Annotated in this window: 24 protein-coding genes and 1 tRNA gene; 16 read left to right on the plus strand and 9 right to left on the minus strand. The window is 63.9% G+C overall.

The features are described from left to right. Positions 1–380 precede the first annotated feature (380 nt). Positions 381–851, minus strand: a complete 471-nt coding sequence (locus HSEST_RS01350) for a GNAT family N-acetyltransferase (protein ID WP_229121772.1) — start codon at positions 849–851, stop codon at positions 381–383. 189 nt (positions 852–1,040) lie between these two features. On the opposite strand from HSEST_RS01350, the gene serB reads away from it, so the two are divergent. Both serB and thsA read left to right on the plus strand, forming a co-directional pair. Next, the gene (gene serB, locus HSEST_RS01355; RefSeq protein WP_229121773.1) at positions 1,041–1,673 is read left to right on the plus strand and encodes a phosphoserine phosphatase SerB; all 633 of its coding nucleotides are present in this window, start codon (positions 1,041–1,043) and stop codon (positions 1,671–1,673) included. A 138-nt stretch (positions 1,674–1,811) separates the two neighbouring features. Beyond that, on the plus strand, positions 1,812–3,491 hold the full coding sequence (thsA, locus tag HSEST_RS01360; RefSeq protein WP_229121774.1) for a thermosome subunit alpha: 1,680 nt from the start codon (positions 1,812–1,814) through the stop codon (positions 3,489–3,491). Between the two features lie 110 nt (positions 3,492–3,601). Here thsA and HSEST_RS01365 read toward each other — a convergent pair whose 3' ends face one another. Next, on the minus strand, positions 3,602–3,790 hold the full coding sequence (locus tag HSEST_RS01365; protein ID WP_229121775.1) for a DUF7470 family protein: 189 nt from the start codon (positions 3,788–3,790) through the stop codon (positions 3,602–3,604). Positions 3,791–3,850: 60 nt separating this feature from the next. Further along, complete coding sequence (locus tag HSEST_RS01370) at positions 3,851–4,282, minus strand: SCP2 sterol-binding domain-containing protein (protein WP_229121776.1); 432 nt, start codon at positions 4,280–4,282, stop codon at positions 3,851–3,853. Between the two features lie 135 nt (positions 4,283–4,417). On the opposite strand from HSEST_RS01370, the gene eif1A reads away from it, so the two are divergent. From eif1A to HSEST_RS01395, 5 genes are all read left to right on the plus strand, one after another. Beyond that, on the plus strand, positions 4,418–4,705 hold the full coding sequence (gene eif1A, locus HSEST_RS01375; protein ID WP_229121777.1) for a translation initiation factor eIF-1A: 288 nt from the start codon (positions 4,418–4,420) through the stop codon (positions 4,703–4,705). A 66-nt stretch (positions 4,706–4,771) separates the two neighbouring features. Continuing rightward, on the plus strand, positions 4,772–5,656 hold the full coding sequence (htpX, locus tag HSEST_RS01380; RefSeq protein ID WP_229121778.1) for a zinc metalloprotease HtpX: 885 nt from the start codon (positions 4,772–4,774) through the stop codon (positions 5,654–5,656). A 60-nt stretch (positions 5,657–5,716) separates the two neighbouring features. Next, positions 5,717–6,328 (plus strand): PspA-associated protein PspAB, encoded by a 612-nt coding sequence (gene pspAB / locus HSEST_RS01385; protein WP_229121779.1) that lies wholly within the window; start codon positions 5,717–5,719, stop codon positions 6,326–6,328. 131 nt (positions 6,329–6,459) lie between these two features. Next, on the plus strand, positions 6,460–7,509 hold the full coding sequence (gene radA / locus HSEST_RS01390; protein WP_229121780.1) for a DNA repair and recombination protein RadA: 1,050 nt from the start codon (positions 6,460–6,462) through the stop codon (positions 7,507–7,509). A gap of 252 nt (positions 7,510–7,761) precedes the next feature. Next, positions 7,762–7,843 (plus strand) — tRNA-Ser (locus HSEST_RS01395). A 172-nt stretch (positions 7,844–8,015) separates the two neighbouring features. On the opposite strand, the gene HSEST_RS01400 is transcribed toward HSEST_RS01395, so the two are convergent. Further along, positions 8,016–8,270: a DUF5789 family protein gene (locus tag HSEST_RS01400; RefSeq protein ID WP_229121781.1), complete on the minus strand. Its 255-nt coding sequence runs from the start codon at positions 8,268–8,270 to the stop codon at positions 8,016–8,018. 155 nt (positions 8,271–8,425) lie between these two features. On the opposite strand from HSEST_RS01400, the gene HSEST_RS01405 reads away from it, so the two are divergent. From HSEST_RS01405 to HSEST_RS01420, 4 genes are all read left to right on the plus strand, one after another. Beyond that, on the plus strand, positions 8,426–9,628 hold the full coding sequence (locus tag HSEST_RS01405; RefSeq protein WP_229121782.1) for an inorganic phosphate transporter: 1,203 nt from the start codon (positions 8,426–8,428) through the stop codon (positions 9,626–9,628). Positions 9,629–9,710: 82 nt separating this feature from the next. Further along, a complete protein-coding gene (gene fer / locus HSEST_RS01410) occupies positions 9,711–10,100 on the plus strand; it encodes a ferredoxin Fer (protein ID WP_229121783.1) in 390 nt (129 codons plus the stop codon). A 144-nt stretch (positions 10,101–10,244) separates the two neighbouring features. After that, a complete protein-coding gene (locus HSEST_RS01415) occupies positions 10,245–10,445 on the plus strand; it encodes a cold-shock protein (RefSeq protein ID WP_229121784.1) in 201 nt (66 codons plus the stop codon). Positions 10,446–10,560: 115 nt separating this feature from the next. Then, positions 10,561–11,601: an LEA type 2 family protein gene (locus HSEST_RS01420; RefSeq protein WP_229121785.1), complete on the plus strand. Its 1,041-nt coding sequence runs from the start codon at positions 10,561–10,563 to the stop codon at positions 11,599–11,601. Between the two features lie 16 nt (positions 11,602–11,617). Here HSEST_RS01420 and HSEST_RS01425 read toward each other — a convergent pair whose 3' ends face one another. Beyond that, positions 11,618–11,791 carry a hypothetical protein gene (locus tag HSEST_RS01425; RefSeq protein ID WP_229121786.1) on the minus strand — a complete coding sequence of 58 codons (174 nt, stop codon included), beginning with the start codon at positions 11,789–11,791 and terminating at the stop codon, positions 11,618–11,620. 117 nt (positions 11,792–11,908) lie between these two features. On the opposite strand from HSEST_RS01425, the gene HSEST_RS01430 reads away from it, so the two are divergent. From HSEST_RS01430 to HSEST_RS01445, 4 genes are all read left to right on the plus strand, one after another. Further along, the gene (locus HSEST_RS01430; protein WP_229121787.1) at positions 11,909–12,049 is read left to right on the plus strand and encodes a hypothetical protein; all 141 of its coding nucleotides are present in this window, start codon (positions 11,909–11,911) and stop codon (positions 12,047–12,049) included. Positions 12,050–12,198: 149 nt separating this feature from the next. Beyond that, positions 12,199–13,467, plus strand: a complete 1,269-nt coding sequence (locus tag HSEST_RS01435) for a M48 family metallopeptidase (RefSeq protein ID WP_229121788.1) — start codon at positions 12,199–12,201, stop codon at positions 13,465–13,467. 41 nt (positions 13,468–13,508) lie between these two features. Further along, positions 13,509–15,341: an LEA type 2 family protein gene (locus HSEST_RS01440; protein WP_229121789.1), complete on the plus strand. Its 1,833-nt coding sequence runs from the start codon at positions 13,509–13,511 to the stop codon at positions 15,339–15,341. 51 nt (positions 15,342–15,392) lie between these two features. Further along, positions 15,393–15,596 carry a hypothetical protein gene (locus HSEST_RS01445; protein WP_229121790.1) on the plus strand — a complete coding sequence of 68 codons (204 nt, stop codon included), beginning with the start codon at positions 15,393–15,395 and terminating at the stop codon, positions 15,594–15,596. A gap of 275 nt (positions 15,597–15,871) precedes the next feature. On the opposite strand, the gene HSEST_RS01450 is transcribed toward HSEST_RS01445, so the two are convergent. Next, positions 15,872–16,819: a 1,4-dihydroxy-2-naphthoyl-CoA synthase gene (locus tag HSEST_RS01450; protein ID WP_229121791.1), complete on the minus strand. Its 948-nt coding sequence runs from the start codon at positions 16,817–16,819 to the stop codon at positions 15,872–15,874. Between the two features lie 93 nt (positions 16,820–16,912). Between HSEST_RS01450 and HSEST_RS01455 the strand changes: the two genes are divergently transcribed. Then, on the plus strand, positions 16,913–17,890 hold the full coding sequence (locus HSEST_RS01455; protein ID WP_229121792.1) for a J domain-containing protein: 978 nt from the start codon (positions 16,913–16,915) through the stop codon (positions 17,888–17,890). Between the two features lie 25 nt (positions 17,891–17,915). Here the strand turns inward: HSEST_RS01455 and menD are convergent, their stop codons facing one another. The 3 genes from menD to HSEST_RS01470 form a co-directional block, all read right to left on the minus strand. Beyond that, positions 17,916–19,664, minus strand: coding sequence for a 2-succinyl-5-enolpyruvyl-6-hydroxy-3-cyclohexene-1-carboxylic-acid synthase (gene menD / locus HSEST_RS01460; RefSeq protein WP_229121793.1), 1,749 nt, complete (start codon positions 19,662–19,664; stop codon positions 17,916–17,918). Between the two features lie 36 nt (positions 19,665–19,700). Then, positions 19,701–21,047, minus strand: coding sequence for an isochorismate synthase (locus tag HSEST_RS01465; protein WP_229121794.1), 1,347 nt, complete (start codon positions 21,045–21,047; stop codon positions 19,701–19,703). A gap of 62 nt (positions 21,048–21,109) precedes the next feature. After that, positions 21,110–22,318, minus strand: a complete 1,209-nt coding sequence (locus HSEST_RS01470) for an FG-GAP repeat protein (protein WP_229121795.1) — start codon at positions 22,316–22,318, stop codon at positions 21,110–21,112. Between the last annotated feature and the right edge of the window lie 26 nt (positions 22,319–22,344).

The raw sequence follows: 22,344 nt of genomic DNA on the forward strand, positions 1-22,344 counted from the left end.
TACATGACATAGACAATGCAGTCGTGAGTGGATTCGACGCTGGTCAGTCGAGAGCAACCCGACCAATAGCACCTAATATTGATATCTGTAATTCGATTTTCCCGGCCCAGGTCCTTGAGATATCCCGGACAACAGACTGTACGTCCACGTACGACCGCTCACCTCAATTCGCGAGTCGAAAAGCGAAACTCGACAGATGGGACTGCCGGGTTTGGTCTTCGAAAGTAGGTGGGGGGGGGGGGTGGGTGGGGGGAAAGGATCATGGCACCGGTGGGGCGGTGCCACTACAACCTTCTGGGGGAGCCTAAGTAAAAAATCTTGGGGGCAAATTATCGACTCTGATAATAGGCGAACTCTGAGGTACCGAATCAGGGCGACAATCAACTGGTAAGCTGCTTCGATAGTACGATGAACTCAAGCTCTATCCCATCTATTTCACGCGATCGTGTTTCAACACGCGTGTATCCATGCAATTCGTAAAATTCCGTTGCGTTCCGTGACGACACGACTGTCAGCGCCCGGCAACCGATCAGTAGCGCGCTCGATTCGAGCTGTCCGAGCAATCGCGTGCCGATACCGGACCGTGCCCGGTGTGGATGGACAAAGAGCGCTTCGATCCGATCCGATTCGGCGTTGAGCACCCCATAGCCCACCACCTGCTCGTCATCGCAGGCCACGAGGATCTGAAACCCATCGGTCTCCGTCGCGTTCCGATATTCGGTGAGTGCGTCGTCGTCCGGTGTCCAGGCCTCGATCTGTTGTCGTGTGTACGCGCTCGCGGACAGTTCGGCAATCGCGGCCTGTTTTACCGCCAGAATCGCCTCGGCGTCGCCCGGCCGCGCTGTCCGCACCGATACGTTCACCATCCGGGTGTTTGTTCCCTCTCCCTCATCTTGTGTATGGCCATCCCGGCAGGCGCGATGCTGGTGGCTGTGTATTTGCGACAATATTCGTCATCCCGTGTTGGCGCGTCACCCCGAACTGATACAGTCACAAGTCTGAACCGGGGACTTTGTCAACCCCGGCGTCGAAGCGCGAGTATGCTCGTAGCCTTTGATTTCGACGGCACGCTCTCGGACTCGGAGATGGTCGTTCTGCTGGGCGAACAGTGCGGCGTCGCCGGGGAGATCGACGAGATCACCGAACGCGCGATGAACGACGAGATCGAGTACGCCGAGAGCCTCCGCCAGCGTTGTGCGCTCCTGGAGGGGCTTGCTGACGAAGACGCACAGGCGGCCTTCCAGCAGGTCCGGCTCCGCGAGGGCGCTCCCGAAGTCATCGACGCGCTCAACAGCGCCGGCGTCCACACCGCCGTCCTCACGGGTGGGTTCGAACGGGGCGTCCAGGCGGCCCTTGCGTCCGCCGGCGTCGACGTCGACACCATCGTCGCCAATCGGCTGCCGGTCGATAGCGGGACTCTCACTGGTGAGGTCGAAGGTCCCCTGATCGAGGGCACGAAAGACACTGCTATGGAATCCACCGCGGCCGATCTGGGACTTGACGCTTCGGACACGGTCGCGGTCGGCGACGGTGCCAACGACTTGCCGATGCTCGAAGTCGCCGGTCTCGCGATCGGGTTCGATCCGAAGCCGGCCGTCGAGGACGCCTGCGATGTCGTCGTCTCCTCGATGTCCGAACTCCGGACCGTCCTCGAACAGCAGGGCGTCCTCTGATATCCGACTCGGTTTATAGACTAGCTCGGTAGCTATTCACATACCTTCGATCCCGGGCCCGGGAGTGTTGATCTCCATCTCCCAAAGAAAGCTTTATATAGAATCACATTCAATCCAAGCTTGACTATGGCTCAGCAGATGGGTAACCAGCCCCTCATCGTACTCTCGGAGGAGTCCCAGCGGACATCCGGGAAGGACGCACAGTCGATGAACATCACGGCCGGGAAGGCCGTCGCGGAATCCGTTCGGACCACACTCGGCCCGAAAGGGATGGACAAGATGCTCGTCTCGGACACGGGCGATGTCGTCGTCACCAACGACGGCGTCACCATCCTTGATGAGATGGACATCGAGCACCCCGCCGCGAACATGATGGTCGAGGTCGCCCAGACCCAGGAAGACGAAGTGGGCGACGGCACGACCACCTCCGTCGTCATCGGCGGTGAACTGCTGACGAAGGCCGAGGACCTGCTCGATCAGGACATCCACGCGACCGTCCTCGCACAGGGGTATCGCCAGGCGTCCGAGAAGGCCAAGGAGATTCTCGAGGACATGGCCATCGAAGTCGACGCCGACGACACCGACATCCTCGAATCCATCGCCGAAACCGCGATGACCGGCAAGGGTGCCGAATCCGCCAAGGATACCCTCGCGGAACTGCTCGTCAACGCGGTTCAGTCCGTGGCTGACGAGGAAGGCATCGACACGGACAACGTCGATGTCGAGACGGTCGTCGGCGGCTCCATCGAGGAGTCCGAACTCGTCGAGGGCGTCATCGTGGACAAGGAGCGCGTCCACGAGAACATGCCCTACAGCGTCGAGGACGCCAACGTGGCGCTGCTCGACACCGCGATCGAGGTCAAAGAGACCGAACTCGACACCGAGGTCAACGTCTCGGACCCGGACCAGCTGCAGGAGTTCCTCGACCAGGAGGAACAGCAGCTCCAGGAGATGGTCGACAAGCTCGCCGACGCCGGTGCCGACGTCGTCTTCTGTCAGAAGGGCATCGACGACATGGCCCAGCATTACCTCGCCCAGGAGGGCATCCTGGCCGTTCGCCGCGCCAAGAAGTCCGACATCAAGGCGCTCTCGCGCTCGACCGGTGCCCGGATCGTCTCGAACATCGACGACATCACCGCCGACGATCTCGGCTTCGCGGGCTCAGTCTCCCAGAAGGAGATCGCCGGCGACGAGCGCATCTTCGTCGAGGACGTCGAGGACGCCAAGGCCGTCACGCTGGTCCTGCGCGGCGGCACCGAGCACGTCGTCGACGAAGTCGAGCGCGCCGTCGAGGACGCGCTCGGCGTCGTCGCCGTCACGCTGGAGGACGGCAAGGTCGTCCCCGGTGGCGGCGCGCCCGAGGCCGAGCTCGCGCTCGGTCTGCGTGACTACGCCGACTCCGTCGGTGGCCGCGAACAGCTGGCCGTCGAGGCCTTCGCTGACGCCATCGACGTCATCCCGCGCACCCTCGCGGAAAACGCTGGCCTCGATCCGATCGACTCGCTGGTCGATCTCCGCAGCCAGCACGACGGCGGCGACACGACCGTCGGGCTGGACGCCTACACCGGCGACATCATCGACATGGAAGACAACGGCGTCGTCGAGCCGCTGCGCGTGAAGACGCAGGCCGTCGAGAGTGCGACTGAGGCCGCCGTGATGATCCTGCGCATCGACGACGTGATCGCCGCAGGCGACCTCAAGGGCGGCGCCGGTGACGACGACGAAGACGAAGGCGGACCCGGTGCCGGCGGCCCCGGCGGTATGGGCGGCGGCATGGGTGGCATGGGCGGCATGGGCGGTATGGGCGGCGCGATGTAAGTTCGGCCGAAGGCTGAACCCGTCGTCCGTTGACGCTCGCAAAACGAACCGATCGCAGTACGTTTCCGTTTTCGCTTTCGCCTTCGAGCCCTGCTTCTGTTCGTATTGAGTTAGACCATCGCGCCCATACCCAGCGAGGAGAGCGTGTTCTTGACGATTGCGAACACGCCGAGGCCGAGACCGAGCAATACGAGCAGCAGGCCGGCAGCGATCACTGGCGATTCGTAGGCGATGACTCCGAGTCCGCCTACTGTGACGAGAGCACCAGCAACGCCGACGATTCCGAGTTTCTCAAGCATATCTCACTGGGCGCTCGGATGCGGTAAAACGGTGCCGGAGTCGAGCGGGTAGCGACCCGGTCAATATCGGAAGTCGGTTTCGACCCGGGCCGCTGTTTCGCCCATTTCCACGAGCGCGTTCTGGTATCGCATCGCTTGCATTTTTGATCCGTCGACTTTGAGCGTCCCGTCCATGACACTCGAGACGATATCGGCCTCGCCCCGGATGATCCGCTTCCAGTCGCTGTAGGACCCTTTGAGGGTGTACCCGTGAGCGACTTCGTCGGGATCGTCCAGCACAGCGGTCTGCAGGCACTCGCCGTCCCGGAGTTCGAGATAGAGATACAGCGGCTCGCCGTCGTAGGTGTCGTCCGGCCCGATCTCGAGGACGAAATCGCCGTCGAAGCCGACGCCCCAGCCGTCGGCAGCCGCCGCGTAGGCATCGTTGTCGTTGAGACGGTCCCGGAACGACTCGACCCAGGCTTCGGCTTCCTCGGGCAGCTCGATCGCCATCGTGTACGTGGCTTCTCACCTCTTGCCCTTGGATGTATCGCCCGCGTCCTGCCAGTCTGTCCTGGCCCCCTCGTGTGTCTCCTCGATTCGCCTGCAACCGTCAGTCTGAAATCCTGTGCCGTTGAACCATCCTATATGGGCGACGACAGCGGGCGAAACGACCTCCGCATGCCCGACGACGACGAGGTGTTCGCCGTCGTCACGAACATGCTGGGGGCCAACCGCGTGAAGGTACGGTGCATGGACGGCAAAGAACGCACGGCGCGCATTCCGGGGAAGATGCAGAAACGCATCTGGATCCGTGAAGACGACGTCGTGCTCGTCGAGCCCTGGGACTGGCAAGACGAAAAGGCCGACATCGCCTGGCGGTACGACAAGCAGGAAGCCGATCAGTTGCGCGAAGAGGGTCACATTCAGGAATAACGTCTGTCTGTTCTCACGCCGACAAAGGGAAGTATATGAGTCTCAGACACCTACCGCAAGGTATCGATGCAATGGCAACCTGACTGGGGACTCCGCGGCCGGATGGGCCTGACGATGGTCCTGCTCGGGCTCCTGTACGTCGGCTTCATCGCTGTGCTGGCGGTCTCCGGGATCAGTCTCCTCGGTATGGTGCTGTTCCTGGGGCTGTTTAGCCTCGGGCAGTTCTTTTTCAGTGACAAACTCGCGCTCAGGAGCATGGGCGCGCGAACCGTCTCCGAGGAGGAGTACCCCGAACTTCACGCGACTGTCGGCCGACTCGCACAGCAGGCCGACGTGCCGAAACCGGACGTCGCGGTCGCCGACACGCAGATCCCGAACGCCTTCGCGACGGGACGCTCTCAGTCGAGTGCGACCGTCGCCGTGACGACGGGGATCATGGGGACGCTCGATCAGGACGAACTCGAAGGCGTTCTCGCCCACGAACTGGCCCACGTCAAGAACCGCGACGTGATGGTGATGACGATCGCGTCGTTCCTCTCGACGATCGCGTTTATGATCGTCCGCTGGGGCTGGTTGTTCTCGGGCGGTCGCGGCCAGGGTCGCGGCGGCAACCAGGCGCCGATCTGGGTCGCAATCGTGGTGTCGCTGGTCGTCTGGATCGTTTCGTTCCTGCTCATTCGGGCACTCAGCCGCTATCGGGAGTACGCGGCCGACCGCGGTGGCGCGATCATCACCGGCCAACCCTCGGCGCTCGCGAGTGCGCTGCTGAAGATCTCCGGCCGGATGGACCGGGTTCCCGAGGAGGACCTCCGCGATCAGGCCGAGATGAACGCGTTCTTCGTCATCCCAATCAGCAAGGGCTTTGTCGGCCGGGTGTTCAAGACCCATCCCGCGACGGAAAAGCGGGTCGAACGCCTGCGCGAGATGGAACGGGAAATCGAGACCGCGTGACTGGGTCGATTCTCCCCCAAGTTCACCGGGTGTAAATAGCGCCCGTCCGAACCCTCCGATATGGGACTGCTCGATGGGCTCAAGCAGGCGCTCGGACTCAAGGCCGAGGCCGACGCGACCCGGGACGCCGATCCCGACGACCTCTGGGGGATGAGTACCGCCTACGTGACGATGGAAGCGGATCTGGGGTACGCGCCGACCGGCAACGCCGCGCTGTGTTTCGCCGCCGTCGATAGCACGGATTTCACGGACGCCCTCGGCAACGTCGAAGCGATTCTGGAAGCCGGCGAGGCCGAGACCGGGACGACCGCGGAGTTCGTCGAGGATAGCCACGGCTATCACTGGATCGTCCTCGAAGACGACACCTTCGAGGACCTGGTGACGAGCGTGCACTTCGCCGCCGACGAACTCATCGAACAGGGCTACGGCTCGCGGCTGCTCGCGGCGCTGTTCGCCTTCGATCACCCCGCCGAGGATCGATCGGTCTACTGGGTGTACTCGTTCCGACGCGGGGCCTACTACCCGTTCGCGCCGTTGCCCGGCAAACGCGAGCGCGATTCGGGCCCGGAGTTCAAACTCCGGAGTGTCCTCGACGGCGAACTCGACCTCGAGGACGACGAGGCCTACTGGTATCCGCTCTGGCCCGAGGACGACGGCCACCCCTGGGAGTGACGACGCTCTCGGAACCTTTTCGCATCTAAACCCCGCGATGTACTGCCGATCCGTAGCAGCGCTGTCCTGCGCTTTCACTTTCACTATACTGTTAACGAGGGTTTATGACCCATCCGATACAAGCGAGGGGTATGGCAGCAACCGAAGACCTTGAAGACCTTCCGGGTGTCGGCCCGGCGACAGCCGAGAAGTTGCGCGATAACGGATACGAGTCCTATCAGGGGATCGCAGTCGCCTCGCCGGGCGAGTTATCGAACACGGCCGATGTCGGCGAATCGTCGGCGGCGGACATCATTCAGGCCGCCCGCGAGGCCGCCGATATCGGCGGGTTCGAGTCCGGCTCGACCGTTCTCGAACGGCGCGAACAGATCGGGAAGCTCTCCTGGGGCGTCGAGGAGATCGACGAGTTGCTCGGCGGCGGCGTCGAGACCCAGTCGATCACCGAAGTCTACGGCGAGTTCGGGGCCGGCAAGTCCCAGGTCACCCATCAGCTGTCCGTCACCGTCCAGCTCCCCAGCGAGTACGGCGGGCTGGAGGGAAGTGCGATCTTCATCGACAGCGAGGACACGTTCCGTCCCGAGCGGATCGATCAGATGGTCAACGGGCTGGACGACGAGGCCATCGAGGCGACGATGGTCCTGCACGGGATCGTCGAGGAGGAAGGTGACGCAGACGCCGGTGACGAGGCACTCGTTGAGGAACTCGTCGAGTCGATGCTCGACAAGATCCACGTCGCGAAGGCGTTCAACTCCAACCACCAGATTCTCCTGGCCGAGAAGGCCCAGGAGATCGCCAGCGAGTCCCAGGACGACGAGTTCCCGGTCCGCTTGCTGACGGTCGACTCGCTGACCGCCCACTTCCGCGCGGAGTACGTCGGTCGTGGCGAACTCGCCGAGCGCCAGCAGAAGCTGAACAAGCACCTCCACGACCTGATGCGGGTCGGCGACCTGAACAATACCGCCGTTGTCGTCACCAACCAGGTCGCTTCCAATCCCGATTCGTTCTTCGGCGATCCGACCCAGCCGATCGGTGGCAACATCCTCGGCCACACCTCGACGTTCCGGATGTACCTCCGCAAGTCCAAGGGCAACAAGCGGATCGTCAAACTCGTCGACGCGCCGAACTTGCCGGATGGTGAGGCAGTCATGCGCGTCGAGGAAGGCGGTCTTATGGCCGAGTAGCGCCGGTATCGCTGGTTTCCTTTTCAGCCCTCGTTTCGTGTCGAGGGCGCTCTGGCCCCTTCTCCGTATCCAGCCCCGGAGTGAAAGTGAACGAAATATGCTGGAATCGCAGTACGTGAGTCGGCTTCGATCCGAAAACAGGGGGTTGGGAACGACTCGCGTACGCTGGGGTGGTGGTCAGCCAGCACCGTCTCGGTCGCCCGACTCAGAACGAAAGTCCTTAACCGACCGATTGCAGATATAGCAATGCGAGCCAGGATGGCCGAACGGTAAGGCGCACGCCTGGAAAGCGTGTTCCCTTTCGGGATTCTGGGTTCAAATCCCAGTCCTGGCGTACTTTTGCCGCGAGCAATACCGCGAGCGGCAAATACGGAATAGACTGGGATTTGAGCAGAGAAGTCGCAGCCCGCGCAGGCCAGCGGCCGAGCAGGACCGTCTTCGCGAGTTCAAATCCCAGTCCTGGCGTACTTTTGCCGCGGGCAGCAAACTCGCGCTCAACTAGATTGTCATCCCTCGCCTTCGGATTGGAAAGGTTCCCCGACCGCCTCCCGCGGCAGGACGTTGTGGAGTTCGGTTTCGAGGTCACGGGGGGTGTCGAACGTCTCAGTGGTCGTCTGTGAGATCAATTTGCCTAGGTTTCTCTCTCCGTCAGCCAACTGCAAGGTGATTTCGGCGAACTCGTCCGCCGCGGTAGCCCGATCAACCGGATACTCTAGCTCGCTGAGGACCGACTGGCTTTCACTGAGCTTTACTCTATCCATTACGATTAATCCTTATGTATGGCGCGGTATTAACTGCCCTGTCTGTGAATCTGATACGTCAGGTCAGTTCACTTGCAGTTGCTCACCGCGCCGACTAGCACTTCTCAGCCCGAGGCGTCACAGTTTAGCCGCCGGTTGCCCTGTCATCGTATACGATGGACGGGGTACTGTTCGCAGTCGGAATCCTCGTCGCCGCCTTTGTCGGCTTCAACATCGGCGGGTCCTCGACGGGCGTAGCGTTCGGACCGGCGGTCGGGGCGGGGACGATTTCCAAGCTCGGCGCGGCGGCACTGATGACGGTGTTCGCGCTCGCCGGCGGGCTGACCGTCGGCCGGGAAGTCGTCGACACCCTTGGATCGGACATCGTCGTGACAGAGTTCACGATGGTCGTGAGCATCGTCGTGCTATTTTTCGTCGGCTTTGCGCTCTTTCTGTCGAACGTCGCGGGCGTGCCCGCGTCGACGTCGATGACGGCCGTCGGCGCGATCGCGGGGCTCGGGCTGGCCGAACACACGCTGCAGTGGCGCGTGATGGGCCAGATCGTCGCCTGGTGGCTGGTCGCGCCGGTCGTCGCCTTCTGGGTCAGCGGCGTGATCGGGCGGTATCTCTACCCGACGCTCGTGGAGTGGTTCGCGATCACCCAGTCGGAAGGCGTGCTGTTCGTCCTCGATCGGTCCGGCCCGCTTCCGCGGCCGCGACTGGGCGAGGAGACCACGCCCCGGGAGGTCTTCGGGACGGTCCTGGTCGTCGGGATCGGCTGTTACATGGCCTTCGCCGCGGGGGCGTCGAACGTCGCCAACGCCGTCGCGCCGCTGGTCGGCAACGGGGCGCTCGGCGAGACCGAGGGGATCCTGCTCGCCGGCGGGGCGATTGGCCTCGGCGCGTTCACGATCGCCCGCCGGACGATGGACACTGTCGGCAACGACCTGACTGATCTGCCGCTGCTCGCGGCGATCGTCGTCGCCGTCGTGAGTTCGACCGTCGTCACCGCGCTGTCGGCGATCGGCATCCCCGCGAGTTTCGTCGTCATCGCGACGATGAGCATCGTCGGCCTGGGCTGGGGTCGGGCGACCCGGACTGTGACGATCGAGGAGACCGTGCACGGAGCGGCCCCCGACGTCTCGGTCGGTGCGCTCACCGCCGACACGGAGGACGCGCCGACCGTCGGCGGGGAGATCGGCACACCGACCAACACCGAGACCCGAGCGATCGGCGAGGAGCGCAGCGAGGACATCCCGGCTGCCGACGAGCTGTTCGAGCCGAAAACGACTGCGAGGGTCGTCCTTATGCAGAATCTCGTCCCGTCTATCGCGACGATCGCGGCCTTCCTGATGTTTCGATTCACCCCGATCGCATAGGAATCTAGTGGCATGTTCTGTGGTATCATGGACCATTTCGAACAGCAAAGTCTAACCGTTAGGCGTCAGTACACCTCTGGTGATGCCTACAGTAGAGTACCTTAACTACGAAGTAGTGGACGACCAGGGCTGGGACATGTACGACGACGACCTCTTCGAGAAGGCCGATGAGGCCGGTCTCGATGAGAACGACTACGGCGAGCTCGAGGTCGCCGAAGGCGAGTACATCCTCGAGGCCGCCGAAGCCCAAGGGTACGACTGGCCGTTCTCGTGCCGTGCCGGTGCCTGTGCGAATTGTGCGTCGATCGTCCTCGATGGCGAAATCGAGATGGACATGCAGCAGATCCTCTCGGACGAAGAGGTCGAAGACAAGGGTGTCCGCCTGACCTGTGTCGGCACGCCCGGCAGCGACGAGGTCCAGATCGTCTACAACGCCAAACACCTCGATTACCTGCAGAACCGCGTCATCTAACGCGCGGCGCGCAGCGATCGATTTTTCGGGGCCATGCGGTTTGGCCCTGTTCGACTTCCCCAGCAGTCGAGGGTATCGTAGCTAACCAGTGTCCTGACGAACCTCGCAACGTTTATACGTCTCGATGGTGTCGATATACATGCAATGGCGAAAGGAACGGTTGATTTCTTCAACGACACTGGCGGTTACGGCTTCATCGAGACTGAGGACGCGGACGAGGACGTTTTCTTCCACATGGAAGACGTTGGCGGCCCGGACCTTGAGGAAGGCACAGAACTGGAATTCGACATCGAAGAGGCCCCCAAAGGCCCGCGCGCGACCAACGTCACACGCCTCGACGAATAGGCTCTGACTGCGGACGCGAGCACATAATTTTCGTTTCTTTTAGCCGGGGAGTGGCAAGACTGCTGTCGTAGTGCCTGGCCACCAGACATATACTCCCGTCCGTGTAGTACATCATATGATACTCTCACTGGCGAAGCGACTCCTCAAACTCGTCGGTGGGGTGTTCCTCGTCGTCGCAGTGTTGCTGGCATTCGGTCTCGTGACTGGGGCTATCGGGGTCCCGAGCGTCACTGTCGAGGATCCCGGCGAGTGGGGAACGACCACCGAAGAGACGACCGAAATCGAGACGACCCTGGCAGTCGAGAACCCGAATCCCCTCGGTGTGACCGTTTCCGATGGGTTCAGCGCGCGGTACTGGGTTGCGCTCAACGACGTCAGACTCGTTGAGGGGCAGCGCGAGTCGATATCGATCCCGAAGGGAACGAGCACGGTCACCCTCACGTCGACGATGGACAACGATCGGATCGTCCCGTGGTGGGTCGAATACGTCCGTGCCAACGAGACGATCAGGCTCCACGCGACGGGGGAGGCGACAGTCAACGTCTTCGGCCAGCGCCGGATATCGTTCCCCGAGCAGGAACGGACGTTACTGGCAGACCAGCGACCCGTTATCGACGCCTTTTCGGCGGCCGTCTCGACGATGGAAGGGGAGTACACGGCCGGAGCCGGTACCGCCGGCTACGAGATCCGTGACACGGACGCGGAGTGGGCTACGGTGACCGAGGAGACCTCGAATATGACGCTCACGATGGAGGTACACAATCCCGGGTCGGTCCCGGTACCGCTGGTGCCGGACGGGTTCCGGTTTGACGCCACTGCCAACGACGTAGCCCTGTTCACTGCGAGCGGAGACGCACTTACGCCCGAGAGTGTCGATCGAGATGCGATGCTCCGGGCCGGCGAGACCCGGACTGTCGAGTACACGGTGACGATGACGAACGACAACGTCGACGACTGGTTCCGTAGCCACATCGCAAACGGCGAACAGTCCGATCTCGTGATCGAGCCGCGTCTGGAGTTCGGCGTTCCGGAGGTCGGCGCCACGATCACGATTCCGGACCACGGCGGCTACGAGTGTGAGTTCCGGACGGCGATCCTCGAAGACCAGGAAAGCGGCTCGACCTGTGGCTCCGGCGGCTCGGTGACCGTCGAGTGATCGACTGCCTACCACCTCACCTGGTCACCTGATCGAGCGGCACGAGCCGGTGTTCCAGCATGGGCTTCGTGTACCCCGAGGACTCGTTCGTCACTCCGGCCGTGTAGACTTTTACTTTCTGCTGGAGGACGTGGGGCTCGCCTTTCTTGTTCTTGATCACGTCGACCGATCGCCAGGCCTCCTCCTCCATAGTTGTCGTCTTTCCCGACCGGAACTTCACTTTACCGGCCACGGCGGCTCGCTCGACAGTCGGCAACGACTACCGGGACGGGGAGAACTATGAATCTTCAATCATTAATAATAAAGTATGTCGTCTCAAAGCACGATTTACGCCTGCCCATCCTGTGGCAGCGATCGACGGGAGATCACCGCACGCGAATCGGTCCCCGGCGGCACGGACTGGCGACACTACGAGTGCGCGGACTGTGGGTTCGAGTGGCGGGTGTAGACTTCCCGGTCGCCTCGCCGCCTTCCGGTGGCTCCTCGAGGCTCGCGTATTCACTCCAATTTCCGGCATACGGACTGCTGTCGGTCTGTTCAGTCGTATCGCCGTCGCGGTCGTAGCTTTCTCGTAGGTCGGGCTCCGAGCGACGTGACATGCTCGAATTGCATGCGGTCTTTCTGACCGTGGTCGTGGGGACCGAGCTCTCCTTTGCAACACTGTCACTGCTCAATGTCAGGCACGGGGCCGCGACCGTTGCCGAACGGACGGAGTGGGTGACCGAGCGCCTCGGCGTCGATGACACCGAGCGACTGCTCGACTATCAGCGCGCCGGCACCGGGCTGTCGCTGTTGCGATCAGTTGTCGGGCTGGCCGTCGTCCTGCTCGTGCTGTACTCCGGGCTGTTCGGCGACGCCGTCGCCGCCATCGAGCGCATCGCGCTCCCGCCGGTCGCGCGCGGCGTGGTCTTTTTCGTCGGACTAGTCACAGCCGTGCGGATCGCCGGCGCTCCGTTCTCGCTGTACGAGACGTTCGTCGTCGAGGAGCAGTTCGGCTTCAACCAGCAGTCGCCACGGCTGTGGGTCCGGGATTTCCTCGTCGGACTCGGGGTCTCGATCGTTCTGACCGCGATCGTCGCTGGCGGCGTCCTGTTGACACTGTCGCTGTTGCCCGAGTGGTGGTGGATCGGTGCCTGGGGGCTGTTCGTCGCCTTCTCGCTCGCGATGCTGGTGATCTATCCGCGGGTGATCGCACCGCTGTTCTACGAGTTCGAGCCGATCGAGAGCGGCGATCTCCGGGACGCCGTCGATGACGTCTTCGAGCGAGCCGGCTTCGCCTGCGAGCAGGTGTATCAGATGGACGCCTCCAGTCGCTCCTCGCACTCGAACGCCTACTTCGTCGGCTTCGGCCGGACCAAGCGTGTCGTCCTGTTCGATACGCTGATCGAGCAGATGGATCACGGGGAGATCAAAAGCGTCCTCGCGCACGAACTCGCCCACTGGAAGAAGGGCCACATTTGGAAACAACTCGCCAGTTCAGCGCTGCGGATCGGGATCGTCCTGGGGGTCTTTGCGGTCCTGATCGAGCAGCCCTGGCTCTACGGAATGTTCGGCGTTCCGGAGACGGCCTACGCCGGACTCGCCCTCGGAGCGCTGTGGATCGAACCGTTGCTGCGTCTCAGCGCGCCCCTGGAGAACAAGCTCTCGCTGGCACACGAACGCGAGGCCGATAGTTTCGCCGTCGAGGTCATGGGCGGCGGTGTTGCGCTGGCGGATGCGCTGGCGAACCTGACGAGCGAGAACCTCGCAAACCCGTTCCCGCATCCCCTCTATGCCACGTTCCACTACACGCACCCGCCGATCCCCGAGCGCATCCGTTACATCGAGAGTGAGGGCGATGCCGCCTCCGATAGTGACCCCGGCTGACAGCGAGCCACATAAACCGATCGATCACATATGGCGATACAATGGATCTGCCCGATCCCGTTCGGTCAGTACTCGCGGCGCTGCCGTCGTTACGGACAGCCGTCGTCGGTATCGTCGTCACGCTGGGAGTTGTCGCATTGCTTGCTACTGCTCTCGTCGCAACTGGCGTCATCGCCCAACCGACCGTCGAGAGTATCGACAACGAGTGGGGCGAAGCCACGAACGAGACGACACAGATCGAGACCCAGGCCCGTGTCGACAATCCGAATCCGATCGGCATTCCCGGTCTCCTCTCCGTGGAGTACACGGCCTCGCTGAACGACGTCGTCCTCGTGGAGGGCAAGGAGTCGGGCGTCGGGCTCTCGCCCGGCGAGAACACGATCGCGTTCACCACCGCGATGGATAACGATCGGATCGCGGACTGGTGGGTGACACACGTCAACGGCGACGAACGCTCGACGCTGACGATCGAACCGTCGGTGAGCGGTCCGGGAGTCAGCAAGTCGCTCCCCGAACAGACCTCGACCGTCGAGACCGACCTCCTGTCGTCGTTCGAGAACGGGACCGAAGAGACGGTCTCCGTGGACGGCGAACCGTTACTCACGATCGGTGACCGGGACGCAGCGTGGGGTGAGGCGACAGCGGAGACGACGCCACTGACGCTGACGGCCGAACTATCGAACGACCACGACCGGCCGGTTTCCTTCTCGGGCGTCGAGTACGTCGTTACCATGAACAACGTCACGCTGGGTGCGGGTCAGACGAGCGACGGGATCGATCTCTCGTCCGGCGAGTCCGGGACGCTGACGGTCGATGCGGCCCTGGAGACGGCCGCGTTCGCCGACTGGTGGCCGACCCACGTCCGCAACGACGAGACCAGCCGGATGCGCGTCGAACTGTACGGGCTCGTCGACCGGGGCGGCACCCAGACACGGGTCCCGATACAGCTCTACCAGCAGCGATTACAGTTCCAGACGGATCTGCTCGGGGACGACGGCACGAGCGTCGAGTCGCTGTCGAGTACCCGCGACTCGGTCGCCGTGCCGACGATCGGTGAGATCGACCGTGACTGGGGGACGGTAACCGATGAGACGACCGAGGTGCACGCGGACACGACTGTCGACAATCCCAATACCGATCCAGCGGTCAACGACCTCGTCCGGTTGACGACGACCGCCGAGACATCGATCAACGACGTCTTCGTCGGATCGGGGTCACGCGAGACGACCCTGGAGTCCGGCACGAACGAGTTGCGCCTGACCAGCCAACTCGACAACACGAAGGTCCCAACCTGGTGGGCTCGCCACCTCAATCGCGGTGAGACCTCGGCCGTGTCGACGGTGACGACCACGACTGCGGACGTCGGGTTCACGACGATCGAAGTCCCGACCGACGACGTGAACTCGACAACCGAGACGAACCTGCTGGCCGATCTGAACACGGACAGCCAGCAGTCGATCGGTGGGGACGGACAGACGTATTTCGTCGCCGAGTCGACGGCAGCTGAATGGGGCGACGCGACTCCGCAGGTAGCGCCCCTCGACGCACAGAGTACCCTGCGAAACGAACAGCCTGTCCCGATCACGATCCAGGAGATCCAGTACACCGTCTCGATCGGTGGCGTCACGCTGGCAGATGGGAGCCAGTTGGACGGGACGACGATCGGATCGGGCGAACGCGGGACTGTCGATCTGCGTATCGACCTCGATAACTCTCGGATGGACGAGTGGTGGCTCACGCACGTTCGCAACGGCGAACAATCGACGCTCGCGGTCGACGTGACGGCGACGATCGCGGCCGGCGGTCAGGCCCGGACGATCCCGCTATCGATGTTCTCGACGAACGAGACCGTCGAGACGGACCTGCTCGGGTAGTGTCGCGGGAACCGTGCCGCAAGTACGTGTCCGCGGTCGCCTGGAGGCTGGATGAACCACGACTGGCCGGACAACGACTGGACGAGCGTGAATCGGCGGATCAACGAGGTCGACTTCGACACCGTCCAGGAGGGACAGGCCCTCCTCGCCCAGCCCAGGCGAGGTGACAAGGGGCAGATCATGGCCCTCCAACTGATCGCCACGGTTCTGAACTTCCAGTACCAGAGTTCTGACACTCAAAGACGCGCTCGATAACATCAACAATAACCGCCTCGGTCCCGAGGGAAGCGCTTGTCAAAACGATTAAAATGAGATCACGGCCGTCGGAGGCGGTCGAATCGGCTGGGGTGGCGTGTAGTGCCGTATCCGGGCAGTGGCAGAAGGTGTATCCAGCATACGGCGACCGCAGGTCGCCGTTTCACTCGACCGAACGGAGTGAAGTCGAGGTCGTTTTTCCCCAGTTTTTGCAAGGAGAGGTGCCCGCAGCGCGCCGAAGGCGCGCAAGAACACCCGACGCAGCAAAAAGTGGCTTAGTAGTGCCAGGGGAACTCCTCGAAGTCGGGTTCCCGGCCCTCGTTGAAGGCGTCCCGGCCTTCCTCGGCCTCGTCGGTCATGTACGCCAGGCGGGTCGCCTCGCCGGCGAAGACCTGCTGGCCGACCATCCCGTCGTCGGTAAGGTTGAACCCGTATTTGAGCATCCGCATCGCCGTCGGGGACTTGCCCGTCATCGTCTCGGCCCACTCCAGAGCGGTCTCCTCCAGTTGCTCGTGGGGGACGACCTCGTTGACCATGCCCATCTCGGCAGCCTCCTCGGCGGAGTAGGTCTTCCCGAGGAAGAACACCTCTCGGGCCTTCTTCTGGCCGATTTGCTTGGCGAGATACGCCGACCCGAAGCCGGAGTCGAAGCTCGCCACGTCGGGGTCGGTCTGCAGGAACTTGGCGTGCTCGGCGCTCGCAAGCGTCATGTCACAGACGACGTGCAGCGAGTGGCCGCCGCCGACAGCCCAGCCCGGCACCACCGCCACAACGGGCTTCGGGATGTGGCGAATCTGGCGCTGGACTTCGAGGATGTGCAGGCGGCCGACGTTCTCGGGCGCGTCGGGGTTGTCCGGACCCTCACTCGCTCGCGGGTCGGTCCCCGCTCCGCTCGCCGAGTCGCGTGGCGATTCGCTGTATTCATACCCGGAATCGCCACGGATCGACTGGTCGCCGCCGGCGCAGAACGCCCAACCGCCGTCCTTCGGCGAGGGGCCGTTGCCGGTCAGCAGGACGCATCCGACGTCGGTCTGGCGCTTGGCGTGATCGAGCGCGGTCGAGAGTTCGTCGACGGTTTCGGGTCGGAAGGCGTTGCGCACTTCGGGGCGGTCGAAGGCGATCCGGACCGCGCCGACCTCGCGAGCGCGGTGGTAGGTGATGTCCGAGAAGTCAAAGCGGTCGATCGACTCCCAGCGGTCGGGATCGAAGATTTCCGAGACCATGGCTGTGCTGGGGTCCGGAGGAGCAAAAAAGGTGCTCGCTCCGTCGGGGGATTTTTGCGCTGGGGGACGATAGCTAGGGGAAGATAGGTCCCCATGGCAGAGACGTTCTACGACGTGCTCGGCGTGAAAGCGGACGCCGAGGAACCAGCGATCGACGCGGCCTTCCGGAAGCGGATCAAGGAGGTGCATCCGGACGTCAACGACAGCCCCGAGGCCGAAGAGCGCTCCCGGCGGCTGATCGAGGCCAAGGAGGTGCTCACCGACGAGGCGGAACGTGCCCGCTACGACCGACTCGGCCACGACCAGTACGTCCGCCAGGCCGACACCGACGCGAGCTGGGCGACCGGTACGTCGACACGGTCACCGTCCGGGACGGCCACGGAGCGAGCGGCAGAGACCGACAGCGACGCGGCCGGAGCGGCCGACCCTACCTGGGCCGGGCGGGACGACTGGCGGCACAGACGACGGCGCAACCGCGGGAGTCGGCGCACACGGGACCGACGCGATACCGGGGACTCCCGAACCAAAAACGGCGACCGAGCGAGTTCGAGCGACGGCAGCGGGACTGATCGGACGGCCGAACGGAGCGACGACGCGACGGCGAACGCCGCCTCCGCGTCGGTCGATGAGACGCAGGCCTCGGCCGGGGTCGGCACGACGAGTAACGTCGGCGGATCGGTCGGGTGGGCGGCCGGCGGTAGTCACGCCGTCCGGAACGAGCCGGGCCAAGCCGGCGTCGGTCGGGGTCGACTGTTCCCGGCGACGCAGTCGGTCGTGTTGCTCGTCGCGACGTTTTTCTCGTATCCCGGCCTGGTGTTCAGCAGTGTCTATCCCGGGTTTTCGCCGCTGGTCAACGTCATCGTCGCGGCGTGTACGCTGGCGCTGATCGTCTATCTCGCCTCGATACCGGAGGTCGGTATCTACGTCTTCGGCGGCTGGACGGTGTTCGGGACGTTCGTCGTGCTCGCGAGCACAATCGAGCCGCTCTCACCGGTCGGCCTCCTCGTTCTCGGGGTGACGTGGCTGCCGCTCGGACTGACAGTGCTGACCTACTGGGCACTTCGGTGGTAGTAATCCGCCGAGCACGGCCCGAGGGTCAACGGACGGCCGACCGGATCCGTTCGGCGAGACGCTCGCGAGTCCGGTGGCTCTCGTCGGCGTCGAACCGGACCTCGATGACCTGCGTGCCGTCGCTTTCGACGGAGTCGGTGTAGGCCGTCTCGAAGTCCGCGAGGTCCTCGACGATGGCGTATTCCAGCCCGTAGAGATCACCGACAGGCTCGAAATCGATCCCGTGTGGCGTCTTGAAGTACTCCGTGAACGGCGGGTCGAAGTCCTCGATCGGGAGCATATGGAAGATCCCGCCGCCGTCGTTGTGCAGCAGGACGATCGTCGCGTCGACGCCGCAGCGCTCGACTGCCAGTAACCCGTTCATATCGTGATAGAACGCCAGATCACCGATGACGAGCACGAGCGGGTCGTCGGTGGCGCTACCGGCGCCGAGCGCGGTGCTTGTGACTCCGTCGATCCCGCTGGCACCGCGGTTGCCAAGCACAGTCAGATCGCCGTGCCGGGGCCGGCCGAACCGGTCGAGATCCCGGACTGGCATGCTATTCGAGACGACCAGCGTGGCCGGATCGGGCGCCTCACTGGCGACCGTCGAGAGGACCGCCCCCTCGAACTGTTCGGCCCCGACGGCGTCGGAGACGTTCTCCCAGTGGATCCGTTCGGCCCGACGAAATCGGTCGCGCCAGCCGCTGTCCGCCGAGCCGTCGATTCGGCCGGCCAGTCGCTCGCTCAGCCAGGTCGGGTCGGCCACGAGGAGATCCGTCGCAGTGAACTCCGCCTCCCGCCAGCCGCCCGCGGGATCGACGACAAGTTGGCGAGCAGCGTGGTCCCGCAGGTAGTGTCTGAGGACTTTCGAGGTGGGCGAGGCCCCGAACCGGACGACGACATCGGGGTCGGGCCACGCCCCGGCGGCGTCGAGATAGGCGTCGTAGCCGCCACAGACGAGCGGGCCGTCGTGCCCGAAGCGATGGCCCGAGAGCGGATCGGCCAGCACAGGAAAGCCGGTCGCTTCGGCCAGCGACGCGAGCGCGTCGCGTGCGGGAGTCGGCTCGTTCGCCGGACCGGCGACGAGTAGCCCCCGATCGACGGTGGCGAGCGAATCAGCCAGATCGGCGACGGCGCCGGTATCGAGCGTCTGTCGCCCCGTCGTCGTGCGGACGAACGGCCCGTCCCGGCCCGCGGCCCCCAGCGGCGCGCGGTCGGCCAGATCGTCGGGCACGTCGCCGGGTACGTCGGTCGGTTCCAGGGGTTTCGCTACGGGGACGTTCAGGTGTACTGGCCCGGGCGGTGTGGCCGTCGCCCGCTGGACGGCCCGATCGGCAGTCGTCCGCAGCGATCGTAGCGTTCGCGCCTCGGGGGTGGGTTCGGGCAGGGTCCGGTAGTACCGGACGGCGTCCCCGTAGAGCTTCTCCTGGTCGATCGTCTGGTTCGCGCCGCTGTCCTGTAGCTCGGGCGGCCGATCGGCCGTCAGGACCACCAGCGGGACGCGGGACTGGTTGGCCTCGATGACGGCCGGGTGAAAGTTCGCGGCCGCGGTGCCCGAAGTACAGACCAGCGCGGTCGGCTCGCCCAGCCGCCGGGAACGGCCCAGCGCGAAGAAGGCCGCCGAGCGCTCGTCCAGCTGTGAAAACGTCTCGATGTCGTCGTGGGCGGCAAAGGCAGTCGTCAGCGGTGTCGACCGGCTCCCGGGCGCGAGGACGACGCCGCTGACCCCTGCCGCGACCAGTTCCTCGACCAGCGTCTCGCCCCAGAGGGTGGCTCGGTTCGGTGCAGTCATCGGTGATCGTGTGTCACAGTCATCAGTTGTACACCGTCATGCGAGCGTATCCAGCATCGGGCGGTACTTCAACTGTACCTCGTCCCACTCGCGGTCGGGATCGCTGTCGGGTACGATCCCGGCTCCGGCGAACAGTGACGCCGTCCGGCCGCGAGCGAGCGCCGACCGGATCGCGACCGCGAAGGTGCCGTCGCCGGCGGCGTCGAACCAGCCCACCGGCGCGGCGTACCAGCCCCGATCGAAGGCTTCGGTTGCCTTGATCGTCTCCAGGGCAGCGTCCGGCGGCAGCCCGCCGACCGCCGGCGTCGGATGCAGCGCCTCGACGAGATCCAGAACGTGACTGTCGTCGTCGAGTTCCGCAGACACCGGCGTCCGGAGGTGCTGAACGGTCGCAAGCTGGCGGACGGTCCGCCCGCCGGTTCGAACGCTTTCGGCGACCGAGTCGAGTTGCTCGCGGATCGCCTCGACCACCAGGTCGTGCTCGTGGTTGTCCTTCTCGCTGCCCAGTAACTCCTCGGCCAGCCAGTCGTCCTCGTCGGGCGTCTCGCCGCGGCCGGTCGAACCGGCCAGCGCCTCGGTCTCGACGGTGCGACCCGACAGCGAGACGAGCGTCTCGGGGGTCGCACCCAGGAACGTCCGCTCGCGATGCTCCCCGGGGGCGATCGCGAACCGGTAGCAGTCGGGATAACGATCGTCGAGCCGCGCAAGGGCGTCAGGAATCGACAGCTCTACGGAAAGATCGGCCGACAGCGACTGCGCGAGGACGACTTTCCGGAGGTCGCCGGTCTCGATATCGGCGACGGCGTCCTCGATCTGTTCGCGCCACTCCGTCCGTGAAGGGGTCCGGGATTCGTCGACGATTCCCGGCGGATCCGTGCCAGCGTGTGCCGGCAGGTCGGCCAGGCGCTCGCGCCAGGTGTCGAGCCGTTCGCCGGCCGTGCGACCGGCGTCCGGCCCGGTCGCCGTCACTGTGAGCCACGTGCGGTCGCCCTCGCGGACGACTTGAGCGGCCGGCAGGACGAACCAGGCGTCGGGGAACCCGTCCCAGACGCTCGATCGCCTGTGTTCGGCTCCGTCGTGGAAGGCGAAGCCGCCGAACAGCCGCGGCCGGGCCGCCCGGGGCGTCGATTGGGATCGCAGCCGCTCGAACAGCGCTGTCGCGGTCTCGCGGACGGTTCCAAATCGGTCGGGGCCCGCGGCCGTGATCGTCGCGGTCGCGCCCGTCGTCGCGATCGCGCTGTCCTGTCCCCGCCAGACGACGCTCGGCCCCTCGATGCTTGCGACGAGGGCGTCGTGATCGAGCGCGTCGAGTTCGAGACTGCGCGCTGCGACGGTGAGCTCCGACGCCGTCCCGACGGCCTCGTCCCCGCGCAGTAATTTCATCTACCCGCGCTTAGGACTGCGGCGTTTTAGTCTCTGGCAAATCCGGGCTCTGTTCGGAGCGATTACCGTTCGTAGACGTAGACGAATCCATTCTCAGAATGCCTGCCTGCGACGATTGTCGTTCCGTTCGTGGTCGCTATCTGGGAACCGAACTGCTCGGACGTATCGGGCGCTGTGAAATATGTCCCTCGCGGGTCGGTTGTATTGGACGGTTGCTCCAGTTTGTATACTGCACCGACCGAGTCGCCGAACTGTGCGTGTGGTGCGCCGACCAGCAACGTATCGCCGTCCATCGCGACTGTGTCTCCGAAGTACTGATGGGAACCACTACCGGTTGCGGTGTACATCTGCTTGCGAGACCACTGTCCCGCTGATCGGTCGAACACGTACGCTGTATCGTTACCGTAATCGCCAATTACTGCCTTCCCATCACACACCGAAACCGACCAGCCGAATTCATCTGTCCCAGTCGCTCCGGAGAGGGTCGTCTGATGACTCCAGGTCCCGCTTGATCGCCGGAAGACGTGAACGACGCCCGATTTGGCGCGTCGACGCTTGGACCCTGACTTCGGTGGCGCCCCGACCAGTATCGTCTCGCCATCAACCGCGACTGATCCGACGGTCCGTCCGTCGTCGAACTCGTCAACGGATAGCGTCTGTCGCCGTCTCCACCCGCTCTCACGCTCGAAGACGTCGACGAGCCCGTCGCTGTCTGTCATCCGCAAGACGGCCGTAGCATCGTCTACTGCCATCGATCCGACGTAGACGCGCTCGCTTAGCTTCGTCGTCAGTTTCCAGCTGTCTCCGTTCGATCGCTCGAACACTGACACAGGAATTCGCGATGTTCCCGAGTAGTTGTACTCGTTGCCGACTAGCAGCGTCGAGTCGCTGGCTGCGATCCGTCCGCCGAAATAGTCGTGTTTCTGCTTTCGACCGGTCAGCGTCGCTGTCTGCTCCCATCCATTTCCCGATTGTGTAAAGACAGCCACGATTCCCGCTCTTTTGATGCCATCAGGCGCTGCCTGCGGCACGCCGACGAAGACAGTATCGCCCGTCGTAGCGACCGCCTGCCCGAACGATTCCGATCGATCGGAGCCGCCGAGTGTGGCTACCGGAGAGTGGGATTTGGCAACCGCAGTGAACGGGTTTGGCGAGATCGTCTCCCAGTTGGGCTCCTCCGAGAACACTTCCAGACAACCACTCATACCAGCGAGCGTTCCGCCCGCGAGCCCTCCCAAGATTGCCCGTCTCGTTCGCCAGTCAGTTGCCATAGTTTCCTTTTACGCCAACTATTATA

This window comes from Halapricum desulfuricans (assembly GCF_017094465.1).
Taxonomy (GTDB): domain Archaea; phylum Halobacteriota; class Halobacteria; order Halobacteriales; family Haloarculaceae; genus Halapricum.

Coding starts and splice junctions, on each gene's coding strand:
- pspAB (WP_229121779.1), top strand. CDS start 5,717: ATGGGACTGCTCGATGGGCTCAAGCAGGCGCTCGGACTCAAGGCCGAG.
- menD (WP_229121793.1), bottom strand. CDS start 19,664: ATGACTGCACCGAACCGAGCCACCCTCTGGGGCGAGACGCTGGTCGAG.
- HSEST_RS01420 (WP_229121785.1), top strand. CDS start 10,561: ATGATACTCTCACTGGCGAAGCGACTCCTCAAACTCGTCGGTGGGGTG.
- HSEST_RS01430 (WP_229121787.1), top strand. CDS start 11,909: ATGTCGTCTCAAAGCACGATTTACGCCTGCCCATCCTGTGGCAGCGAT.
- fer (WP_229121783.1), top strand. CDS start 9,711: ATGCCTACAGTAGAGTACCTTAACTACGAAGTAGTGGACGACCAGGGC.
- eif1A (WP_229121777.1), top strand. CDS start 4,418: ATGGGCGACGACAGCGGGCGAAACGACCTCCGCATGCCCGACGACGAC.
- HSEST_RS01370 (WP_229121776.1), bottom strand. CDS start 4,282: ATGGCGATCGAGCTGCCCGAGGAAGCCGAAGCCTGGGTCGAGTCGTTC.
- HSEST_RS01405 (WP_229121782.1), top strand. CDS start 8,426: ATGGACGGGGTACTGTTCGCAGTCGGAATCCTCGTCGCCGCCTTTGTC.
- HSEST_RS01400 (WP_229121781.1), bottom strand. CDS start 8,270: ATGGATAGAGTAAAGCTCAGTGAAAGCCAGTCGGTCCTCAGCGAGCTA.
- HSEST_RS01435 (WP_229121788.1), top strand. CDS start 12,199: ATGCTCGAATTGCATGCGGTCTTTCTGACCGTGGTCGTGGGGACCGAG.
- thsA (WP_229121774.1), top strand. CDS start 1,812: ATGGGTAACCAGCCCCTCATCGTACTCTCGGAGGAGTCCCAGCGGACA.
- HSEST_RS01445 (WP_229121790.1), top strand. CDS start 15,393: ATGAACCACGACTGGCCGGACAACGACTGGACGAGCGTGAATCGGCGG.
- htpX (WP_229121778.1), top strand. CDS start 4,772: ATGCAATGGCAACCTGACTGGGGACTCCGCGGCCGGATGGGCCTGACG.
- HSEST_RS01465 (WP_229121794.1), bottom strand. CDS start 21,047: ATGAAATTACTGCGCGGGGACGAGGCCGTCGGGACGGCGTCGGAGCTC.
- HSEST_RS01440 (WP_229121789.1), top strand. CDS start 13,509: ATGGATCTGCCCGATCCCGTTCGGTCAGTACTCGCGGCGCTGCCGTCG.
- HSEST_RS01425 (WP_229121786.1), bottom strand. CDS start 11,791: ATGGAGGAGGAGGCCTGGCGATCGGTCGACGTGATCAAGAACAAGAAA.
- HSEST_RS01450 (WP_229121791.1), bottom strand. CDS start 16,819: ATGGTCTCGGAAATCTTCGATCCCGACCGCTGGGAGTCGATCGACCGC.
- HSEST_RS01455 (WP_229121792.1), top strand. CDS start 16,913: ATGGCAGAGACGTTCTACGACGTGCTCGGCGTGAAAGCGGACGCCGAG.
- HSEST_RS01365 (WP_229121775.1), bottom strand. CDS start 3,790: ATGCTTGAGAAACTCGGAATCGTCGGCGTTGCTGGTGCTCTCGTCACA.
- HSEST_RS01415 (WP_229121784.1), top strand. CDS start 10,245: ATGGCGAAAGGAACGGTTGATTTCTTCAACGACACTGGCGGTTACGGC.
- HSEST_RS01470 (WP_229121795.1), bottom strand. CDS start 22,318: ATGGCAACTGACTGGCGAACGAGACGGGCAATCTTGGGAGGGCTCGCG.
- radA (WP_229121780.1), top strand. CDS start 6,460: ATGGCAGCAACCGAAGACCTTGAAGACCTTCCGGGTGTCGGCCCGGCG.
- serB (WP_229121773.1), top strand. CDS start 1,041: ATGCTCGTAGCCTTTGATTTCGACGGCACGCTCTCGGACTCGGAGATG.